17 protein-coding genes are annotated in these 16,517 nt (G+C 65.5%); 7 read left to right on the top strand and 10 right to left on the bottom strand.

The annotated features are described in order from the left end of the window. Positions 1 to 23: 23 nt before the first annotated feature. Both ABX298_RS19140 and ABX298_RS19135 read right to left on the bottom strand, forming a co-directional pair. Positions 24 to 1,046: an AraC family transcriptional regulator gene (locus tag ABX298_RS19140; RefSeq protein ID WP_024086600.1), complete on the bottom strand. Its 1,023-nt coding sequence runs from the start codon at positions 1,044 to 1,046 to the stop codon at positions 24 to 26. Positions 1,047 to 1,103: 57 nt separating this feature from the next. After that, entirely contained in the window at positions 1,104 to 1,967 is an 864-nt protein-coding gene (locus tag ABX298_RS19135; protein WP_015269648.1) for a LysR substrate-binding domain-containing protein, read from the bottom strand. A 112-nt stretch (positions 1,968 to 2,079) separates the two neighbouring features. Between ABX298_RS19135 and ABX298_RS19130 the strand changes: the two genes are divergently transcribed. Both ABX298_RS19130 and phnX read left to right on the top strand, forming a co-directional pair. Further along, on the top strand, positions 2,080 to 3,186 hold the full coding sequence (locus tag ABX298_RS19130) for a 2-aminoethylphosphonate--pyruvate transaminase (protein WP_013971825.1): 1,107 nt from the start codon (positions 2,080 to 2,082) through the stop codon (positions 3,184 to 3,186). 34 nt (positions 3,187 to 3,220) lie between these two features. Then, entirely contained in the window at positions 3,221 to 4,048 is an 828-nt protein-coding gene (gene phnX / locus ABX298_RS19125) for a phosphonoacetaldehyde hydrolase (protein ID WP_085619379.1), read from the top strand. A gap of 144 nt (positions 4,049 to 4,192) precedes the next feature. On the opposite strand, the gene ABX298_RS19120 is transcribed toward phnX, so the two are convergent. Then, a complete protein-coding gene (locus ABX298_RS19120) occupies positions 4,193 to 5,257 on the bottom strand; it encodes an AI-2E family transporter (RefSeq protein ID WP_085721153.1) in 1,065 nt (354 codons plus the stop codon). Between the two features lie 133 nt (positions 5,258 to 5,390). Between ABX298_RS19120 and yegQ the strand changes: the two genes are divergently transcribed. Beyond that, positions 5,391 to 6,710 carry a tRNA 5-hydroxyuridine modification protein YegQ gene (yegQ, locus tag ABX298_RS19115; RefSeq protein ID WP_025338368.1) on the top strand — a complete coding sequence of 440 codons (1,320 nt, stop codon included), beginning with the start codon at positions 5,391 to 5,393 and terminating at the stop codon, positions 6,708 to 6,710. 9 nt (positions 6,711 to 6,719) lie between these two features. Here yegQ and ABX298_RS19110 read toward each other — a convergent pair whose 3' ends face one another. Beyond that, the gene (locus ABX298_RS19110; protein WP_367393483.1) at positions 6,720 to 7,370 is read right to left on the bottom strand and encodes a hypothetical protein; all 651 of its coding nucleotides are present in this window, start codon (positions 7,368 to 7,370) and stop codon (positions 6,720 to 6,722) included. Positions 7,371 to 7,636: 266 nt separating this feature from the next. On the opposite strand from ABX298_RS19110, the gene ABX298_RS19105 reads away from it, so the two are divergent. From ABX298_RS19105 to ABX298_RS19095, 3 genes are all read left to right on the top strand, one after another. Beyond that, positions 7,637 to 8,068 (top strand): DUF411 domain-containing protein, encoded by a 432-nt coding sequence (locus ABX298_RS19105; RefSeq protein ID WP_039614165.1) that lies wholly within the window; start codon positions 7,637 to 7,639, stop codon positions 8,066 to 8,068. Continuing rightward, positions 8,068 to 8,505 (top strand): YqaA family protein, encoded by a 438-nt coding sequence (locus ABX298_RS19100; RefSeq protein WP_367393482.1) that lies wholly within the window; start codon positions 8,068 to 8,070, stop codon positions 8,503 to 8,505. The genes ABX298_RS19105 and ABX298_RS19100 overlap by 1 nt, the downstream gene beginning before the upstream one ends. Positions 8,506 to 8,580: 75 nt before the next feature. Further along, the gene (locus ABX298_RS19095; protein WP_367393481.1) at positions 8,581 to 9,579 is read left to right on the top strand and encodes an alpha/beta fold hydrolase; all 999 of its coding nucleotides are present in this window, start codon (positions 8,581 to 8,583) and stop codon (positions 9,577 to 9,579) included. Between the two features lie 166 nt (positions 9,580 to 9,745). Here the strand turns inward: ABX298_RS19095 and ABX298_RS19090 are convergent, their stop codons facing one another. The 6 genes from ABX298_RS19090 to ABX298_RS19065 all read right to left on the bottom strand — a co-directional run bounded on the left by ABX298_RS19090 (position 9,746) and on the right by ABX298_RS19065 (position 15,439). Continuing rightward, a complete protein-coding gene (locus ABX298_RS19090) occupies positions 9,746 to 10,327 on the bottom strand; it encodes a DinB family protein (RefSeq protein ID WP_025338365.1) in 582 nt (193 codons plus the stop codon). Between the two features lie 14 nt (positions 10,328 to 10,341). Beyond that, complete coding sequence (zapE, locus tag ABX298_RS19085) at positions 10,342 to 11,448, bottom strand: cell division protein ZapE (RefSeq protein ID WP_025338364.1); 1,107 nt, start codon at positions 11,446 to 11,448, stop codon at positions 10,342 to 10,344. A gap of 245 nt (positions 11,449 to 11,693) precedes the next feature. Beyond that, the gene (locus tag ABX298_RS19080; protein WP_367393480.1) at positions 11,694 to 12,842 is read right to left on the bottom strand and encodes a PQQ-dependent sugar dehydrogenase; all 1,149 of its coding nucleotides are present in this window, start codon (positions 12,840 to 12,842) and stop codon (positions 11,694 to 11,696) included. 23 nt (positions 12,843 to 12,865) lie between these two features. Further along, entirely contained in the window at positions 12,866 to 13,183 is a 318-nt protein-coding gene (locus ABX298_RS19075; protein WP_286918695.1) for a hypothetical protein, read from the bottom strand. Positions 13,184 to 13,368: 185 nt separating this feature from the next. Next, positions 13,369 to 14,334 carry an agmatinase gene (speB, locus tag ABX298_RS19070; RefSeq protein ID WP_085593236.1) on the bottom strand — a complete coding sequence of 322 codons (966 nt, stop codon included), beginning with the start codon at positions 14,332 to 14,334 and terminating at the stop codon, positions 13,369 to 13,371. Positions 14,335 to 14,359: 25 nt separating this feature from the next. Next, the gene (locus tag ABX298_RS19065) at positions 14,360 to 15,439 is read right to left on the bottom strand and encodes an extracellular solute-binding protein (RefSeq protein ID WP_367393479.1); all 1,080 of its coding nucleotides are present in this window, start codon (positions 15,437 to 15,439) and stop codon (positions 14,360 to 14,362) included. Positions 15,440 to 15,541: 102 nt separating this feature from the next. On the opposite strand from ABX298_RS19065, the gene ABX298_RS19060 reads away from it, so the two are divergent. Then, complete coding sequence (locus tag ABX298_RS19060; RefSeq protein WP_367393478.1) at positions 15,542 to 16,432, top strand: LysR family transcriptional regulator; 891 nt, start codon at positions 15,542 to 15,544, stop codon at positions 16,430 to 16,432. The last annotated feature ends 85 nt before the right edge of the window (positions 16,433 to 16,517 follow it).

Genomic DNA, 16,517 nt, shown 5'->3' with positions numbered 1-16,517 from the left:
CGGCAGCGGGAAGGCGTGGTTCCCTAGCCGCCACTGCCGCGCTTGAGGATCAGCGCACGGTAATGCCCGGGGTTGCAGCCGAACCACTTGCGAAACGCCTTGTAGAACGAACTGCTGTCGGCAAAGCCCAGGCGCTCGGCGATTTCGCCCATGGCCGCGTCTTCCTGGCTCAGCCAGGCAATTGCAAGCTCACGACGCACGCTGTCCTTCAACCCTTGGTAGTTCTGCCCCTCTTCGGCCAGCCGCCGGCGCAGGGTAGAAGGCGACAGGCACAACTGGCGCGCCAGGCTGTCGCCATCGGGCCACTGCCCCGGGTCCAGGCGCAGCAGGTCGGTGCGAATGCGCCGCCCGAGGCTGGCCGGGTCACGGTACTTGACCAGGATGTTGCCCGGCGCCTCGGCCAGAAAGCGCTGCAGTTCTTCTTCGCTGCGCCGCAGCGGCAGCTCGAGGCATTCGGCAGCGATGATCATGCGCGTGCGCGGGCGCTCGAACTGCAGGTTTTCCGAAAACATCACCCGGTAGTCATCGCAGAATGGCGGTTCGGCACAGCGCAGATCGATGGCCAGGATCGGGATACGCCGCCCGGCCAGCCAGCAGGTCACACCGTGCACGATCATCCAGAAGGTGAAATAGGTGAAAGCGCGGCGCGGTGTGTCACGCGGTTCGTTGATGACGATTTCGGCCAGGCCTTGCTGGCGCACCAGGCTTGGCTGCAGGTCTTCAAGCATCAGTGACAGGAACGCCAGCGCGGTTTCCAGGCCGGCGCCCAGGGTTGGCTGGCCCATGCTGGCACGGCACATGAACGCCAGGCTGCCGCTGCGCAGACCGCGCGGGTCCATGGCGAAGAACTCATCGTTGCAGCGCCGCGCCAGCAGACGCCAGAGCCGGGCATAGGACTCGGCGCTGACTCGTGCCGCTGGCAGGTGCAGCTGTTCGACGGCGATACCCGCCCGGGCCAGCAAGCCGGTATCGGGCTCGCCGGCGGGGCAAGTCTGCAACAGCGCTTCGCGCACCAGCTGCATGGAAATGGTGTCTTTCTCGCTCATCGACGGTCCTGTCGGCTCAATGCCGGCCATCTTAGGCCGCCCCGTTGAAAACAGCCATCACAGCCCCGCCGCCAGGCCGAGGAACGCCTGGATCAGGCGCAGCTCACGGCGGCGCTCCAGGCAGCCGATCAGGTGCTGGTTGACCAGGCCGTCACCGGCCAGCGGGCGCGCCACTACCCGCGGGTCATTGGCGACTTCGGTGGACGACACCACGCCAATGCCCAGCTCCGAGGCCACCGCTTCGGTCACCGCCTCGCGGCTATCCAGCTCCAGCAGCACCCGAGGTTGCACGGCGGCCTTGCTGCAGGCCTTGTCGAAGGTGCGCCGGGTGGTGGAGCTGGGTTCGCGCAACACCATGATCTGCTGATGCAGCTCAGCCAGCGGCAAATCACCTTCGCCGCTGGCCCAGGCATGCCCCGCCGGCAGCAAGGCGCACAACCGCGACTCGCACAGGTTCTGCAAATGCAGGCCTTTGCGCGGCTCGATCTCGGTCAGCACGGCCACGTCGGCATGTTCGCTGAGCAATGCCGCCAAGGTTTCCTGGGCATTGCCCAGGCGCAGGTTGACGGTAATGCCCGGGTAGCGCTCGCGCAGCAGCGCCAGCATCGGCATGACCCGGTGCGGGCCATCGGCCGCCACCTCCAAGCGCCCGGTCAGCAATTGCCGGTTGGCCTCGAGCATGGCCTGCGCCTCTTCGGCCAGGCCGAACATGGCGCGGGTGATGGCCGCCAGGCGGGTGCCCTCTTCGGTCAACTCCACCCGCCGCGCGGTACGCCGCAGCAAGGTGATCTGGTAGTGCTCCTCCAGCGCCTTCACGTGCCCGGTCACCGCCGGCTGGCTGATGAACAGGCGTGCGGCGGCACGGGTGAAGCTGCCCTCACGGGCGACGGCATCGAAGGCACGCAACTGGAACAGGTTCATATTTATCGGCCTGACTTATAGCTCGGATAACAACAAACAATTTGATTGATGACAGCGCCAATTGCAACCTAGGCCCCGTAGTTTCAGCCCACCGCTTGTGAGGAATAACGGAATGAGCAACGCCCCGATTCTGCTGACCCCCGGTCCCCTGACCACATCAATCCGCACCCGCCAAGCCATGCTGGTGGACTGGGGCTCCTGGGACCGCGACTTCAACCAACTGACTGCCAGTGTCTGCGAGCAACTGCTGGCCATCATCGACGGCAGCGCCAGCCACCACTGCGTGCCCCTGCAAGGCAGCGGCACCTTCGCCGTGGAAGCGGCCATCGGCACCCTGGTGCCGCGTGACGGCAAGGTCCTGGTGCTGATCAATGGCGCCTATGGCCAGCGCCTGGCGAAGATCTGCAAAGTGCTGGGCCGTGCCTACAGCACCTTCGAAACCGCCGAAGACCAGCCGACCACCGCCGCCGACGTCGACCGCCTGCTGGCCGCCGACCCGGCCATCACCCACGTCGCGCTGATCCACTGCGAAACCAGCACCGGCATCCTCAACCCGCTGCCCGAGATCGCCCAGGTGATCAAAGGCCACGGCAAGCGCCTGATCATCGACGCCATGAGCTCGTTCGGCGCACTGCCGATCGACGCCCGCGCCATCCCCTTCGAGGCGCTGATCGCCGCCTCCGGCAAATGCCTGGAAGGGGTACCAGGCATGGGCTTCGTGTTCGCCGAGAAAACCGCCCTGGCCGCTGCCGAAGGCAACGCCCACTCGCTGGCCATGGACCTGCACGACCAGCACACCTACATGGCCAAGACCGGCCAGTGGCGCTTCACCCCGCCGACCCACGTGGTCGCTGCCCTGCACGAAGCGCTGCAGCAATACAACGAGGAAGGTGGCCTGCCAGCGCGCCACCAGCGCTACGCCGACAACTGCAAGACCTTGCTCGACGGCATGGCCGCCATCGGCCTGCGCAGCTTCCTGCCTGCCGAGATCCAGGCGCCGATCATCGTCACCTTCCACGCACCGAACGATCCCCGCTACCAGTTCAAGGACTTCTACGAGCGGGTCAAGGCCAAGGGCTTCATCCTCTACCCGGGCAAGCTGACCCAGGTGGAAACCTTCCGTGTCGGCTGCATCGGCGTGGTCGGAGCGGATGGCATGCAGGCCGCCGTGAATGCCGTGGCCGAGGTGCTGCGGGAAATGGAAGTGCTGGACATCTGACTCTTTGCCCACCCAATTTCAGGAACAAGCGCACATGAACTACAGCAACCCTACCCAGCTGCAAGCCGCCATCCTTGACTGGGCCGGCACCGTGGTCGACTTCGGTTCCTTCGCCCCGACCCAGATCTTTGTCGAAGCCTTTGCCGAATTCGATGTGCAGGTGTCCATCGAAGAAGCCCGCGGCCCGATGGGCATGGGCAAGTGGGACCACATCCGCACCCTGTGCGATGTGCCGGAAATTGCCGAGCGCTACCGCAAGGTGTTCGGCCGTACCCCGACCGACGATGATGTCACCGCCATCTACAACCGCTTCATGCCGCTGCAGATCGAGAAGATCGCCGTGCACTCGGCGCTGATCCCCGGCGCCCTGGACACCCTCACCGGGCTGCGCCAGGACGGCCTGAAGATCGGCTCTTGCTCGGGCTACCCGAAGGTGGTGATGGACAAGGTGGTAGAGCTGGCCGCGCAGAACGGCTACGTGGCCGACCATGTGGTGGCTACCGACGAAACCCCGAACGGCCGCCCATGGCCGGCCCAGGCCCTGGCCAACGTGATCGCGCTGGGTATCGACGATGTGGCGGCGTGCGTGAAGGTCGACGATACCGTGCCAGGCATTCTCGAAGGCCGCCGTGCCGGCATGTGGACCGTGGCCCTGGTGTGCTCAGGCAATGCCCTGGGGCTGACCTGGGAAGGCTACCGCGCGCTGAGCGCCGAGAAGCTGGAAAGCGAGCGCCAGCGCATCCACGCCCTATTCGCCGGCTCCCGCCCGCACTACCTGATCGACACCATCAACGAACTGCCAGAAGTGATCGCCGACATCAACCGGCGCCTGGCCAAGGGTGAGATGCCGCAGGCCTTCTGACCCGGCTAATGGGGCCGCGTTGCGGCCCTTTCGCGACACAAGGCCGCTCCCACAGGTACAGCGACAATCTTGAGAGCAACGCTGTACCTGTGGGAGCTGGCTTGCCGGCGATGGGCTGCAAAGCAGCCCCATCAAGGCCCGCCCCTACTCCGGCAACTGCACCCGGGGTTTGGTTGCCGCGAAGATCGCCCAGCTCGACACGAACAGCGCCGCGATCAATGGCCCGATCACGAATCCGTTGAGCCCGAACACCGCCAGCCCGCCCAGCGTCGACACCAGAATCAGGTAGTCCGGCATGCGCGTGTCCTTGCCCACCAGGATCGGCCGCAACAAGTTGTCCACCAGGCCGATCACCAGCACGCCGAACGCGGTCAGGATCACCCCCGACAAAATCGCACCGGTCAGCAGGAAGTACGCCGCCACCGGCGCCCACACGATCCCCGCCCCTACCGCCGGCAACAGCGACAGAAACGCCATCAGCACCGCCCACACCAGCGCACTCGGTATATCCAGCACCCAGAAAATGAAACCACCCAGCGCCCCCTGGGTAATGGCCACCAGCACGTTGCCTTTTACCGTCGCCCGCACCACACGGTTGAACTTCAGCTGCAAACGGCGTTTCTGGTGTTCGGGCAGCGGCACTGCCAGACGCACCTGGCGGGCGACCTCCGCGCCTTCGCGCAGGAAGAAGAACAACAGGTACATCATGATGCCGAAGCTGATCACGAACTCGAACGTGCCCTGCCCGAAGTTGAACGCCTGGCTGGCCAGCACCTGGCTGCCTTGGGTGGCCCATTTGGTGATCTTGTCGCGCAGCCCGTCGAGATTGCCCATGCCCATGCTGTCCAGGCCCTGCTGGGCAAACGCCGGAAGCATGTCCTTGCCGCGCTCGACATAACCGGCAATATCCAGCTCCCCGTGCTCGATGCGCTGGTACAGGGCGGCTCCCTCCTGCACCAGCAGCGCGCTGGTGATGATCACCGGCAGGATCGCCACCAGCAGGCACACCAGCAAGGTGGCCGCCGCAGCCAGGTTGCGCCTTCGGCCGAAACGCAGCAGCAGGTGGCGCTGCAGCGGGGCGAACAGGATGCCGAGTATCACCGCCCAGAAGATCGCACCGTAGTACGGCAGCAGGATCCAGATGAAGGCAATGGTCACCAGCGCCAGCAGTACTGCCAGGGCTTTGTTCTGCAGGGCGGTCTGGTTCATCGCGGGTCCTCGCATGGCTTATGCGTTATTAGTGCGCCGCACCTTGGCAAAAGTGCCGCCATTCCCTTGATGCAAATCAATACGGGCCGTATCTGCCAGCCCTAGCATCCGCGCCTTTTGCTCCGGTGCGCACATGACCCCTATCGCCAAGCCCGAACTGCTGGCCCCCGCCGGCACCCTCAAGACCATGCGCTACGCCTTCGCCTATGGCGCCGACGCGGTCTACGCCGGCCAGCCACGCTACAGCTTGCGGGTGCGCAACAACGAGTTCGACCATGCCAATCTGGCCCTGGGCATCCAGGAGGCGCATGCCTTGGGCAAACGCTTCTACGTGGTGGTCAACATTGCCCCGCACAATGCCAAGCTCAAGACCTTCCTCAAGGACCTGGCGCCGGTGATCGAGATGGCACCGGACGCGCTGATCATGTCCGACCCAGGCCTGATCATGCTGGTACGCCAGCACTTCCCGCAGATGCCGGTGCACCTGTCGGTGCAGGCCAACACGGTCAACTGGGCCAGCGTGCAGTTCTGGCAGCAACTGGGCCTGAGCCGGGTGATCCTGTCGCGCGAGCTGTCGCTCGAAGAGATCGAGGAAATCCGCCAGCAGGTGCCGGAAATGGAGCTGGAGGTGTTCGTCCACGGTGCCCTGTGCATGGCCTACTCCGGCCGTTGCCTGCTGTCGGGCTACCTCAACAAGCGCGATGCCAACCAGGGCAGCTGCACCAACGCTTGCCGCTGGAAGTACGACGCCACCCCGGCCACCGAAAACGCCACTGGCGACATCGTGCGCGAAGTGCAGCCGACGCTGGGCCTGGGTGCACCGACCGAGCAGGTATTCCTGCTGCAGGAAAGCAACCGCCCCGGCACCGAAATGCCGGCGTTCGAAGACGAGCACGGCACCTACATCATGAATGCCAAGGACCTGCGCGCCATCCAGCACGTCGGGCGCCTGGCCGCCATGGGCGTGCACTCGCTGAAGATCGAAGGCCGCACCAAGTCGCACTTCTACTGCGCCCGCGCCGTGCAGTCGTACCGCCAGGCGATCGACGACGCGGTGGCCGGGCGGCCATTCGACCGCTCCCTGATGGACAACCTCGAATCCCTGGCCCAGCGCGGTTACACCGAAGGCTTCCTGCGCCGCCACGTGCACGACGAGTACCAGAACTACCAGCGCGGCAACTCGGTGTCCGAGCGCCAGCAGTTCGTTGGCGAGCTGACCGGGGTGCGCGTCGACGGCCTGGCCGAGGTCAAGGTGAAGAACCGCTTCGCCGTGGGCGACCATCTGGAACTGATGACTCCACGCGGCAACTACCACTTCGATCTCGAGCACATGAGCAATGGCCAGCAGCAACCGCTGCAGGTCGCCCCTGGCGATGGCCACACCATCTACCTTCCTGTTCCCGAGCAGGTGCCATTGGCATACGGCCTGCTGATGCGTGACCTGCCAGCTTGAGCGAGGTGGCTAGAGTTCAATCCTGGTAATGGCGCCAAGCCGCCGGTCGCCCAACTCCTTACGAATCTGCTGACGAAAAGCGGCGAAACGTTCCAGGTCAAAACGGTAAACAGTGCCGGTGTTCCATACGACGATGTCACGCTGGGCCTCGCTCCAGAATCCGAAGTCGCGTATTTCCACCGTGGCATTGAAGCGAAACGAATAGACCGCCAGATGGATCTGGCCCTCCTCGTCCTTCTGGCAGGGTGTTATCAGAAACGATGAGGCGACGTCGTTCTGCCAACCAGACTGCAGGAACTTGCTGGCGTGTGCACTGATGCGCAGTTCCTGCATGGACGCGCGCGCCAGTTGGGCCAACAGCATCGGTGTGCTGCCTGTGCCGATGGGCTCGAGCCTGGTATCGAAATCGTCATGGTCCCTGATGACCTGGGGCGGCAACTCCAGGGCGGCCGTCCTTACGCAGCCATGTTTCTCCAGGCGATTGCGGAAGCGGTCGAACCAGCTTTTCCACAGCTCGTCCCGGTCGAGGAAGCGGCTTGCGAACTCATCGGCATGGTCCAGCAACGTTTGCACGTCCTGGCGTTCCTCTTCGGACAGGTTTGGTCCGATGCCGATCAGATTGGTCTTGGAGTACAACAGGCAGTCCAGTGGTAGGGTCATGATCCAGCAGGCTCTCAGATAGGTGTGCCGCACGTTAGCCAGCGTGATGACAGGCCGGCATCCGGAACCACTACCAGGCAGGTAGACTGGCTGCCTGACAACGCTGGCGAACAGCAACAGGCCGCGCTGCGCCTGAAGGCCGCTTACGCTATGCTGCTGGCCGACCGCTGGATATCGGACCGCCCCTGGGGCCGCAACGACACCGGGCGCGTGCAAGGCACAGGCCTGGTCGCCGGTATCCGCCCACGTTTTTGAAGGAGTGCTTCATGAAGCTGCGTAAACACCTGTTGCCCCTGGGCCTGCTGGCCATCACCGGCCTGGCCCAGGCTGCCGAGACCATCGACGTCTACCGCGACCCCAACTGTGGCTGCTGCAAGGCCTGGATCAGCCACCTGCGCGACAACGGCTTCACCGTCAACGACCATGTCGAGCCGAACATGAGCGAGGTGAAGCAACGCCTGGGCGTGGCGCCACGCCTGGCGTCGTGCCATACCGGGGTGATCGACGGCAAGTTCGTCGAAGGCCACGTGCCGGCCGAGCAGGTGCGCCTGCTGGCCAAGCGCAACGACCTCAAAGGCCTGGCCGTGCCGGGCATGCCCATGGGCTCGCCCGGCATGGAAATGGGTGACCACAAGGATGCCTACCAGGTCATCGGCGTGACCCAGGACGGCAAGGACACCGTGGTCGCCAACTACTGATGCTCAGCCTGTGGACGCTGTTCCTCAGCGCCTTCGGCGCCGCCACCCTGCTACCGCTGCAATCGGAGGCCGTGCTGGTCGGCCTTTTGCTGCGCCAGCCCGAGGCCTGGGCCACCCTGCTGCTGGTGGCGACCCTGGGCAATGTGCTGGGCTCGGTGGTCAACTGGGTGCTGGGCCGGGCCATCGAGCACCTGCGTGACAAGCGCTGGTTCCCGTTCAGCCCTGCCCAGCTGGAACGCGCGCAACAGCGCTACCAGCGCTGGGGGCAATGGTCGCTGCTGCTCAGCTGGATGCCGGTGATCGGCGACCCGCTGACGCTGATCGCCGGCATCATGCGTGAGCCGTTCTGGCGCTTCCTGCTGCTGGTGACCCTGGCCAAGGCCGGCCGCTATGGGGTGCTGGCGATGATTACCCTGGGCTGGTTTCACGCCTGGTAACACCTTTCACGTTCCGCGTGGTCCACTGGCTGTTACAGTCGCCCCTTCCTACATGGCCCTACACGGAGTGCCCCCATGCTGCGCGCAACCGCCCTGGCCCTGGCCTGCCTCGCCGGCAGTTCGGCCATCGCCGCCGAATCGCCCACCTATGGCCCCCAGCTGGAGGGCTTCAGCTACCCGCATCCGCTCAAGCATTTCGACTTCAAGTCCCAGGGCCAGGCCCTGCAGATGGGCTACATGGACGTGCCCGCCCAGGGCCAGGCCAACGGCCACAGCGTGGTGCTGATGCATGGCAAGAACTTCTGCGCCGCCACCTGGGAAACCACCATCGATGCCCTGAGCAAGGCTGGCTACCGGGTCATCGCCCCCGACCAGGTCGGCTTCTGCAGCTCCAGCAAGCCGGCGCACTACCAGTACAGCTTCCAGCAGCTAGCGAGCAACACCCATGCCCTGCTCGAACAGCTGGGGGTGAAGCAAAGCATCGTGCTCGGCCACTCCACCGGCGGCATGCTCGCCACCCGCTATGCGCTGATGTACCCGCAGCAGGTGGAGCGCCTGGCGATGGTCAACCCCATCGGGCTGGAAGACTGGAAAGCCCTGGGCGTGCCCTACCGCACGGTGGACCAGTGGTATGCGCGCGAGCTCAAGCTGGATGCCGAAGGCGTGCGCGAGTATGAGCGCAAGACCTACTACGCCGGGCGCTGGAAGCCGGAGTACGAGCGCTGGGTGCAGATGCTGGTGGGCCTGAACAAGGGGCCGGGGCATGAAGCGGTGGCGTGGAACTCGGCGCTGATCTACGACATGATCTTCACCCAGCCGGTGTACCACGAATTCAAGGACCTGCAGATGCCCACCCTGCTGCTGATCGGTGACCAGGACACCACAGCCATCGGCAGTGATATCACGCCGCCGGAGGTGAAAGCGAAGCTGGGCAAGTATGCAGTGCTGGGGCCGCAGGTGGCCAAGCTGATTCCCAAGGGTGAGCTGATTACCTTTGAAGGCATGGGGCATGCGCCGCAGATCGAGGAGCCAGTGCGGTTCAACCGTACGCTGGTGGAATGGTTAGGGCGCTAGATCTGATTTGGGGGCCGCTTTGCGGCCCATCGCCGGCAAGCCAGCTCCCACCTTGACCGCATCAACCTCAAGCTTTGTTCAGCGCCTGTGGAAGCTGCCCTGCTTCTGAACGTAGCGCGGTCGAGGTGGGAGCGGGCAAGCCCGCGAAGGGCTGCAAAGCAGCCCCCTACACTTTCCAGACCTGCTCCTCGGTCCAGCCCAGCTCGGCAAAGTCCGCCGCCCGCAACCCCGCCTCCTCCTCGCAGAAAAACTCATCCAGCTGCGGCGGCCTCACTGCCGTGTCACTGAGCATCGCATGCACCTGCCCGCGGTGATGCACCTGGTGCTCGAACAGGTGCGCCAGCAGCCGCAGCCGTTGCTCGCGCTGTACCCGCTCGGGGCGCACGATGCTCACATAGCGCGCCAGCTCACCATCGCGCAGGCCCCGGCAATAGGCGATCAGCCGGTGATCGGCCTGGGCCTGTTCGGCATGCAGGTCGGTGCAGGTGGCAAACGGCTGTTCGGGGTCGAAGAAGCGCTCGCCGTCGGCGTCGGGCTGCTCGCCACGCTGCTCGCACTCGAGCATGTGCAGGTAGAACCAGTCCACCGTCAGCAGGTGGTTGAGGGTGGCCTTGATCGACGGGAAAAAGCTGCAGCGCGGGGCGACGAATTCGTCCTGGGTCAGTTGCAGGCAGGCCTTGTACAGACGGTGGTTGGCCCAGCCATTGTTGTAGGCCTGGGTCAGCAGATGATGCGACAGCGGCTCCATGGTTCGGCTCCTTTTCAGGCGAAGCGTTGCAGTTGCATCTCCCGTAGCCGGCTCAGGGTCCGTTGGTACGGGAACGCCAGATACCCTTGAGTGTAGAGGGCATCCAGCGGCACCTGTGCCTCCAGGTACAACGCCACCCGGCGGTCGTAGCATTCGTCGACCAGGGCAATGAAGCGGCGCACTGCATCGTCCTTGGGCGACAGGGCCGGCAGCTCGCGGTCACCCGCCACCACCCGCGCCGCAGCATCCTCGGTGCCCCGGGCAATGCGCCCGGCCCGCTGTTCACCCCCCAGCGCCGGAATGCCCGACACCAGGATGGCCGGGAACCGGTCGCACAGGGCCATGAACTCCATGGCCGCCAGCGGCTGTTCACACAGGTCGGTGAAGCGGCACCAGATGGCCTGCGCGCTGCGCCGCACCACCTGCACCTGCCGGGAGCCGATCGCCAAGGGCTGATCGTGGCCTGCGTCGCCGGGGCTGAGCTGGCGGAACACCTCGCCCAGCTGGCTGGCCTGCCCCGCTTGCGCCACCCAGTAACGCTGGCGCTCGGCGCCGGGGTGCAGGCGGTGGTCCTGCTCGCCGGCTACCGGCAGTACCTGCATGTGCCGCTGGATGGCGGCGATGGCCGGCAGGAAACGCTCGCGGTTGAAGCCGTCGCGGTAGAGCTGCTCGGGTGGCTGGTTGGAGGTGGCGACGATCACCACGCCCTGGTCGAACAGTACCTGGAACAGGCGGCCGAGGATGATCGCGTCACCGATGTCGTTGACGAACAGCTCGTCGAAGCACAGCACGCGTATCTGCCCGGCCAGCTCCCCGGCCAGCGCCAGCAGCGGGTCAGCGGTGCCGTTGAGCTGGAACAGGCGCTGGTGGACCCAGGCCATGAAGTGGTGGAAGTGCTGGCGCCGGCTGGATACCCGCAGGCAGTGGTGGAACTGGTCCATCAGCCAGGTCTTGCCGCGGCCGACCGGGCCCCAGAGGTAGATACCCTGGGTGGGGCGGCCCTGTTCGACGGCCTGGAAACAGGCCTGCAAGGCCTCGACGGCGCGGGCCTGGGCGGGGTCGGCGACATAGCCCTGAGTGGTCAGGGCCTGCTGGTAGAGGGAATGGGGATCGATAGCCATGCGGCATTATCTGCACCGGCCTCATCGCCGGCAAGCCAGCTCCCACCTCGACCGCATTGGCCCCAAGCCATGCGCTATCCCTGTGGGAGCTGGCTTGCCGGCGATGAGGCCGGTGCAAGTGACTTTGGCTCAGCTGTCTCCCAATCCAACTTTCAGCAACGTGCCATCCACCGCGGCGCCTGCTTCGCGGCGGTTCGACGCCTCGACACGCCCGCTCCCACAGGGGCCGCGTACAACAGTGGTGATCAAGCGTCGCCCAGGCCTACCTTGAGCAACGCGCCGTCCTTGTCATCGGTCAGCACATACAGGTAGCCATCCGGCCCCACCCGCACATCGCGGATACGCGCCTTCAGCTCACCCAGCAAACGCTCTTCATGCACCACCTTGTCGCCATCCAGTTGCAGGCGGATCAGCTCCTGGGTAGCCAGCGCGCCAATGAACAGGTTGTGATCCCAGGCCTTGAACCTAGGGCTGTCGTAGAACGCCATGCCGCTGATACCCGGCGACTTCTCCCATACATGGTGCGGGTCGACCATGCCCTGCACATGCTTGCCCTTGGCCTCGGGAATCGGCAGCAGCGAGTAGTTGATGCCGTGGGTCGCAATCGGCCAACCATAGTTCTTGCCGGGCTCGGGAATGTTGATCTCGTCGCCGCCGCGCGGGCCGTGCTCGTGGGTCCACAGCTTGCCGGTCCAGGGGTTGAGTGCGGCGCCTTGCTGGTTACGGTGGCCGAACGACCAGATCTCCGGCCGCACGTTGTCCTTGCCGACGAAGGGGTTGTCCCTGGGCACTTCGCCGTCCGGCAAGATACGCACGATCTTGCCTTGCAGCTTGTCCAGGTCCTGGGCGGTCGGGCGCTGGTTGTTCTCGCCGAGGGCGATGAACAGGTAGCCGTCGCGGTCGAACACCAGGCGCGAACCGAAGTGGTTGCCCTCCGACAGCTTGGGCTGCTGGCGGAAGATGACGTTGAAGTTTTCCAGCCGGGCGCGGTCCAGGGACAACTGGCCACGGCCGACCGCCGTACCGGCCTTGCCGTCACTGCCCTCTTCGGCGTAGGACAGGTAGACGGTACGGTCCTTGGCAAACTCTGGCGACAGCACCACATCCAGCAGGCCGCCCTGGCCCTCGGCCCAGACCTTGGGCACACCGCTGATCGGCGGGCCGACCTTGCCTTCGGCATTGACCACCCGCAAGTTGCCGGCGCGCTCGGTAACCAGCATGTCCTTGCCGCCCGGCAGGAACGCCAGGGCCCAAGGGTTGCGCAGACCATCGGCCAGGGTGCTGACGGTCAAGGTGCCTTCTTCACTGCGAAACTGCTGTTCGGCCGCCGCCTGCGCCAGCAGGGGCAGGAGTGCGGCGGCGGTCAGGGTGACAAGCCAGGGTGCTCGAAGCATGCAGGATTCCTTTCGTAGGGCGCTCATGGCGCGCGCGGGTTGCCGCGCGGTGGTCGGGTGGGCTCCAGGTTCGGGGTTTGTTGCTGGCGGCGCAGGTTGTCGCCATTGCCGATGCCGCGGTTGTCCAGGGTGGGCGTGCGCTGGTACGGGTCGGTGGACGGGCCGCGCACGGGAGGCGTGGCCGGCATGCTGCCCTGGCGGCTGTTGGGGTTGGCGCGCTGGATCGGGCTGTTGTAGGGGTTGTTGTTGCCGGCGGCGAGTTGCAAGGGCGGCTCGGTGGCCGCTTGCGCGGGCAGGCACAGCACCAGGCCGAGGGCCAGGATGGGCAAGGTCGGGGTCATGCTTCACCTCCTGTACGAAAATGCCGCGCCTGGTGGGTTTGATAGCCTAAGGCGCGAAGGGTTCGCGGCAAAAGTGTGAATGCGGGTGGAGATGATTCCTGATGTTTCAGTATGGGCCCTGGGGGCTGCTACGCAGCCCTTTCGCGACACAAGGCCGCTCCCACAAAGACCCTACGGACGCCGAATTACTGGCCCTTGTCCACCTTGTGCCGCGCCGCATACAGGCACAGCATTTCCATCGCCAGGGTCGCCCCGGCCAGCGCGGTGATGTCGGCATGGTCATAGGCTGGCGCCACCTCCACCAGGTCCATGCCCACCAGGTTGATACCGCGCAGCCCGCCGATGATCTCCAGCGCCTGCACCGTGCTCAGCCCGCCGCACACCGGCGTGCCGGTACCGGGCGCATAGGCCGGGTCGAGGCAGTCGATATCGAAGGTCAGGTACACTGGCCGCTCGCCCACCCGCTGGCGAATCGCCGCGATCACCGCCTCGGTGCCCTGCCGGTGCACCTGGCGGGCGTCGAGGATGGCAAAGCCCTGGCTGTCATCATTGGTGGTGCGCAGGCCGATCTGCACCGAGCTGGCCGGGTCCACCAGGCCTTCGCGGGCGGCATGCCAGAACATGGTGCCGTGGTCGATGCGTTTGCCCTCCTCGTCCGGCCAGGTGTCGCTGTGCGCATCGAAGTGGATCAGCGCCAGCGGGCCATGCCGGCGGGCATGGGCCTTGAGCAGCGGGTAGCTGATGAAGTGGTCGCCACCCAGGGTGAGCATGGCGCAGCCTGCTTCCAGAATATGCGTGGCATGGGCCTCGATGCTGTCCGGTACCGACTGTGGGGTGCCGCTGTCGAAGGCGCAATCGCCATAATCGATCACCGCCAGGTGGTCGAACGGGTCGAACGCCCACGGCCAGTGCCGGGCCCAGGCCTGCTGCACCGAAGCGGCGCGGATCGCCCGCGGGCCGAAGCGCGCACCGGGGCGGTTGCTGGTGGCAGTATCGAACGGCACACCACTGACCACCACATCGACACCACGCAGGTCGCGGCTGTAGCGGCGGCGAGAGAAACTGGTAATGCCGGCGTAGGTACTTTCCGCAGCGGTGCCATACAGGCTGTCGCGGGTCATGGCCTGGTCGTTGTTTGCGGCTTGCTCCACGGTCGGGCTCCTTTGTCGTTATCGGTTACTGGCGGCTGCGGAACGCGGTCCACAGGCGGTTGCGCTGGCGCAGGTCGGCCAGGGCCATGCTGCGGTCGGCATACAGGCGCTGGCGCACCGCGGCCGACGGGTAGATGTCCGGGTCGTTGCGCACCGCTTCGTCCACCAGCGGCGTGGCCGCCTGGTTGGCGTTTGCGAAGAACAGCGTGTTGGTCAGCGCGGCCACCGACTCGGGCTTGAGCATGAAGGCGATGAACGCCCGCGCGGCCTCGGGGTGCGGGGCGTCCTTGGGAATGACCAGGTTGTCCTGCCATACCAGCGTGCCTTCGCGGGGGATGCGGTAGATCAGCTCGAACGGCTTGCCGGCGCGGCGCGCCTGGTCGGCGGCCATCGCCGCATCGCCGTTGTAGGTCAGCGCCAGGCACACGCTGCCATTGGCCAGGTCGCTGATCTGCCGGCCATTGGCGACGTAGCTGATCGACCGCTGCAACTGGCTCAGCAGGCTCTGCGCGGCGGCCAGGTCGTCCTTGTCCTGGCTGTAAGGGTCCTTGCCCAGGTAGTTCAGGGCCACGCCGATCACCTCCTGGGGCGAGTCGGGCATGGCGATGCCGCAGTCCTTCAGCCGGCTGGCGTACTCGGGCTTGAACAGCAGGTCGAGGCTGTCCAGCGGCACATCCCCCAGGCGTTGGCGCACCGCTTCCACATTCACCCCCAGGCCCAGGGTGCCCCAGGTGTAGGGCACGGCATGGCGGTTGCCGGGGTCGGCCTCGGCGAGCTTGGCCAGCAGGTCCTTGTCGAGGTTGGCATAGCCAGGCATGGCCTGGGGGTCGAGCGGCTGCAGGGCGTTGGCCTTGAGCGCCCGGGCCAGCACGGCCGACGACGGCACCACCACGTCATAGCCGCTGCCACCGGTCAGCAGCTTGGTTTCCAGCACTTCGGTGGTGTCGAAGGTGTCGTAGCGCACCTTGTAGCCGGTTTCCTGCTCGAAGCGCTGGAGGGTTTGCGGGGCGACATAGTCGGCCCAGCTGTAGAGGTTGACGACCTTTTCTTCAGCCTGCAGCGGCAAGGCCAGGACCAGGGACAGCAGGCACAACGATCGACGCATGGCGGACACCTCGGCAAATGGGTGGATGCCGCGAGCATGCCAGCCGGGTTACATTGCAGGAATGGCAAGTTTGCAAAGCTGACATTCACCAGAGGCAATGTAATGCTCGGACAAGTGCACGACCCCGACCTGCACCTGCTGCGGCTGTTCGTCACTGTAGTCGAGGCCGGTGGCTTCAGTGCCGCGCAAGGCGTGCTGGGCCTGAGCCAGCCCACCATCAGCCAGCGCATGGCGCAGCTGGAAGCGCGGCTGGGCTACCGCCTGTGCAGCCGCGGCAAGAGTGGTTTTCACCTGACAGAAAAAGGCGCGTTGTTGCTGGACGCCGCCCGTGGGTTATTGCTGAACATCGAACAGTTTCGCCAGCAGGCCAATGGCGTTGCCGGGCGGCTGCTGGGGACCGTGCGCATAGGCATGGCGGAGAACCAGGACAAGGCGGTGAGCCTGAAGCTGGCGGCGGCCATTGCGGCGTTTCGCAGGCGCGAGGAAGCGGTGCAGCTGGAGCTGATCAGTGCGCCACCGGCAGAGCTGGAGCGCTTGTTGCTGGAGCAGCGGCTGGATTACGCCATCAGCTACTTTTCCGGCAACCAGGCAGCCTTCGATTACCAGCCGCTGTTCGAGGAGCGGCAACGGCTGTATTGCGGCAAGGGCCATGTGCTGTTCGGTGAGGCTGGCGTTGGGCGGGAGCGGTTACTGGCGATGGACCAGGTGCGCCATCCGTACCGGTTTCTCAAGGGCGGTGAGCCGTTCCAGAGCCAGCGCAGCATGGCGGTGGCGGAGCAGATCGAGAGCGTGCTGACGTTCATTCTGTCGGGGCGGCATATTGGCTATCTGCCGTGCCATTGCGCGCAAGCATGGGAGGCTGAGGGGTTGTTGTGGGCGCTGGACCCGGGGTTGGACTTTGTGGTGCCGTTTACCCTGGCCAGGCACCGGGCGCAGGCGGTTGGCGAGGCACAGCAGGCGTTTGCGCAGGATTTGCTGGCGGCGTTTGCCTGACCCGGCCTCTTCGCGGGCTTGCCCGCTCCCACAGGGGCCTCACAATGCCTGCGGGCGGCGCCGTACCTGTGGGAGCGGGCACGCC

Source organism: Pseudomonas sp. X4 (assembly GCF_040784925.1).
GTDB lineage: Bacteria > Pseudomonadota > Gammaproteobacteria > Pseudomonadales > Pseudomonadaceae > Aquipseudomonas > Aquipseudomonas putida_Z.
The sequence above is the reverse complement of the archived record's forward strand: the minus strand, read 5'-3'. Positions and strand labels throughout refer to the sequence as shown.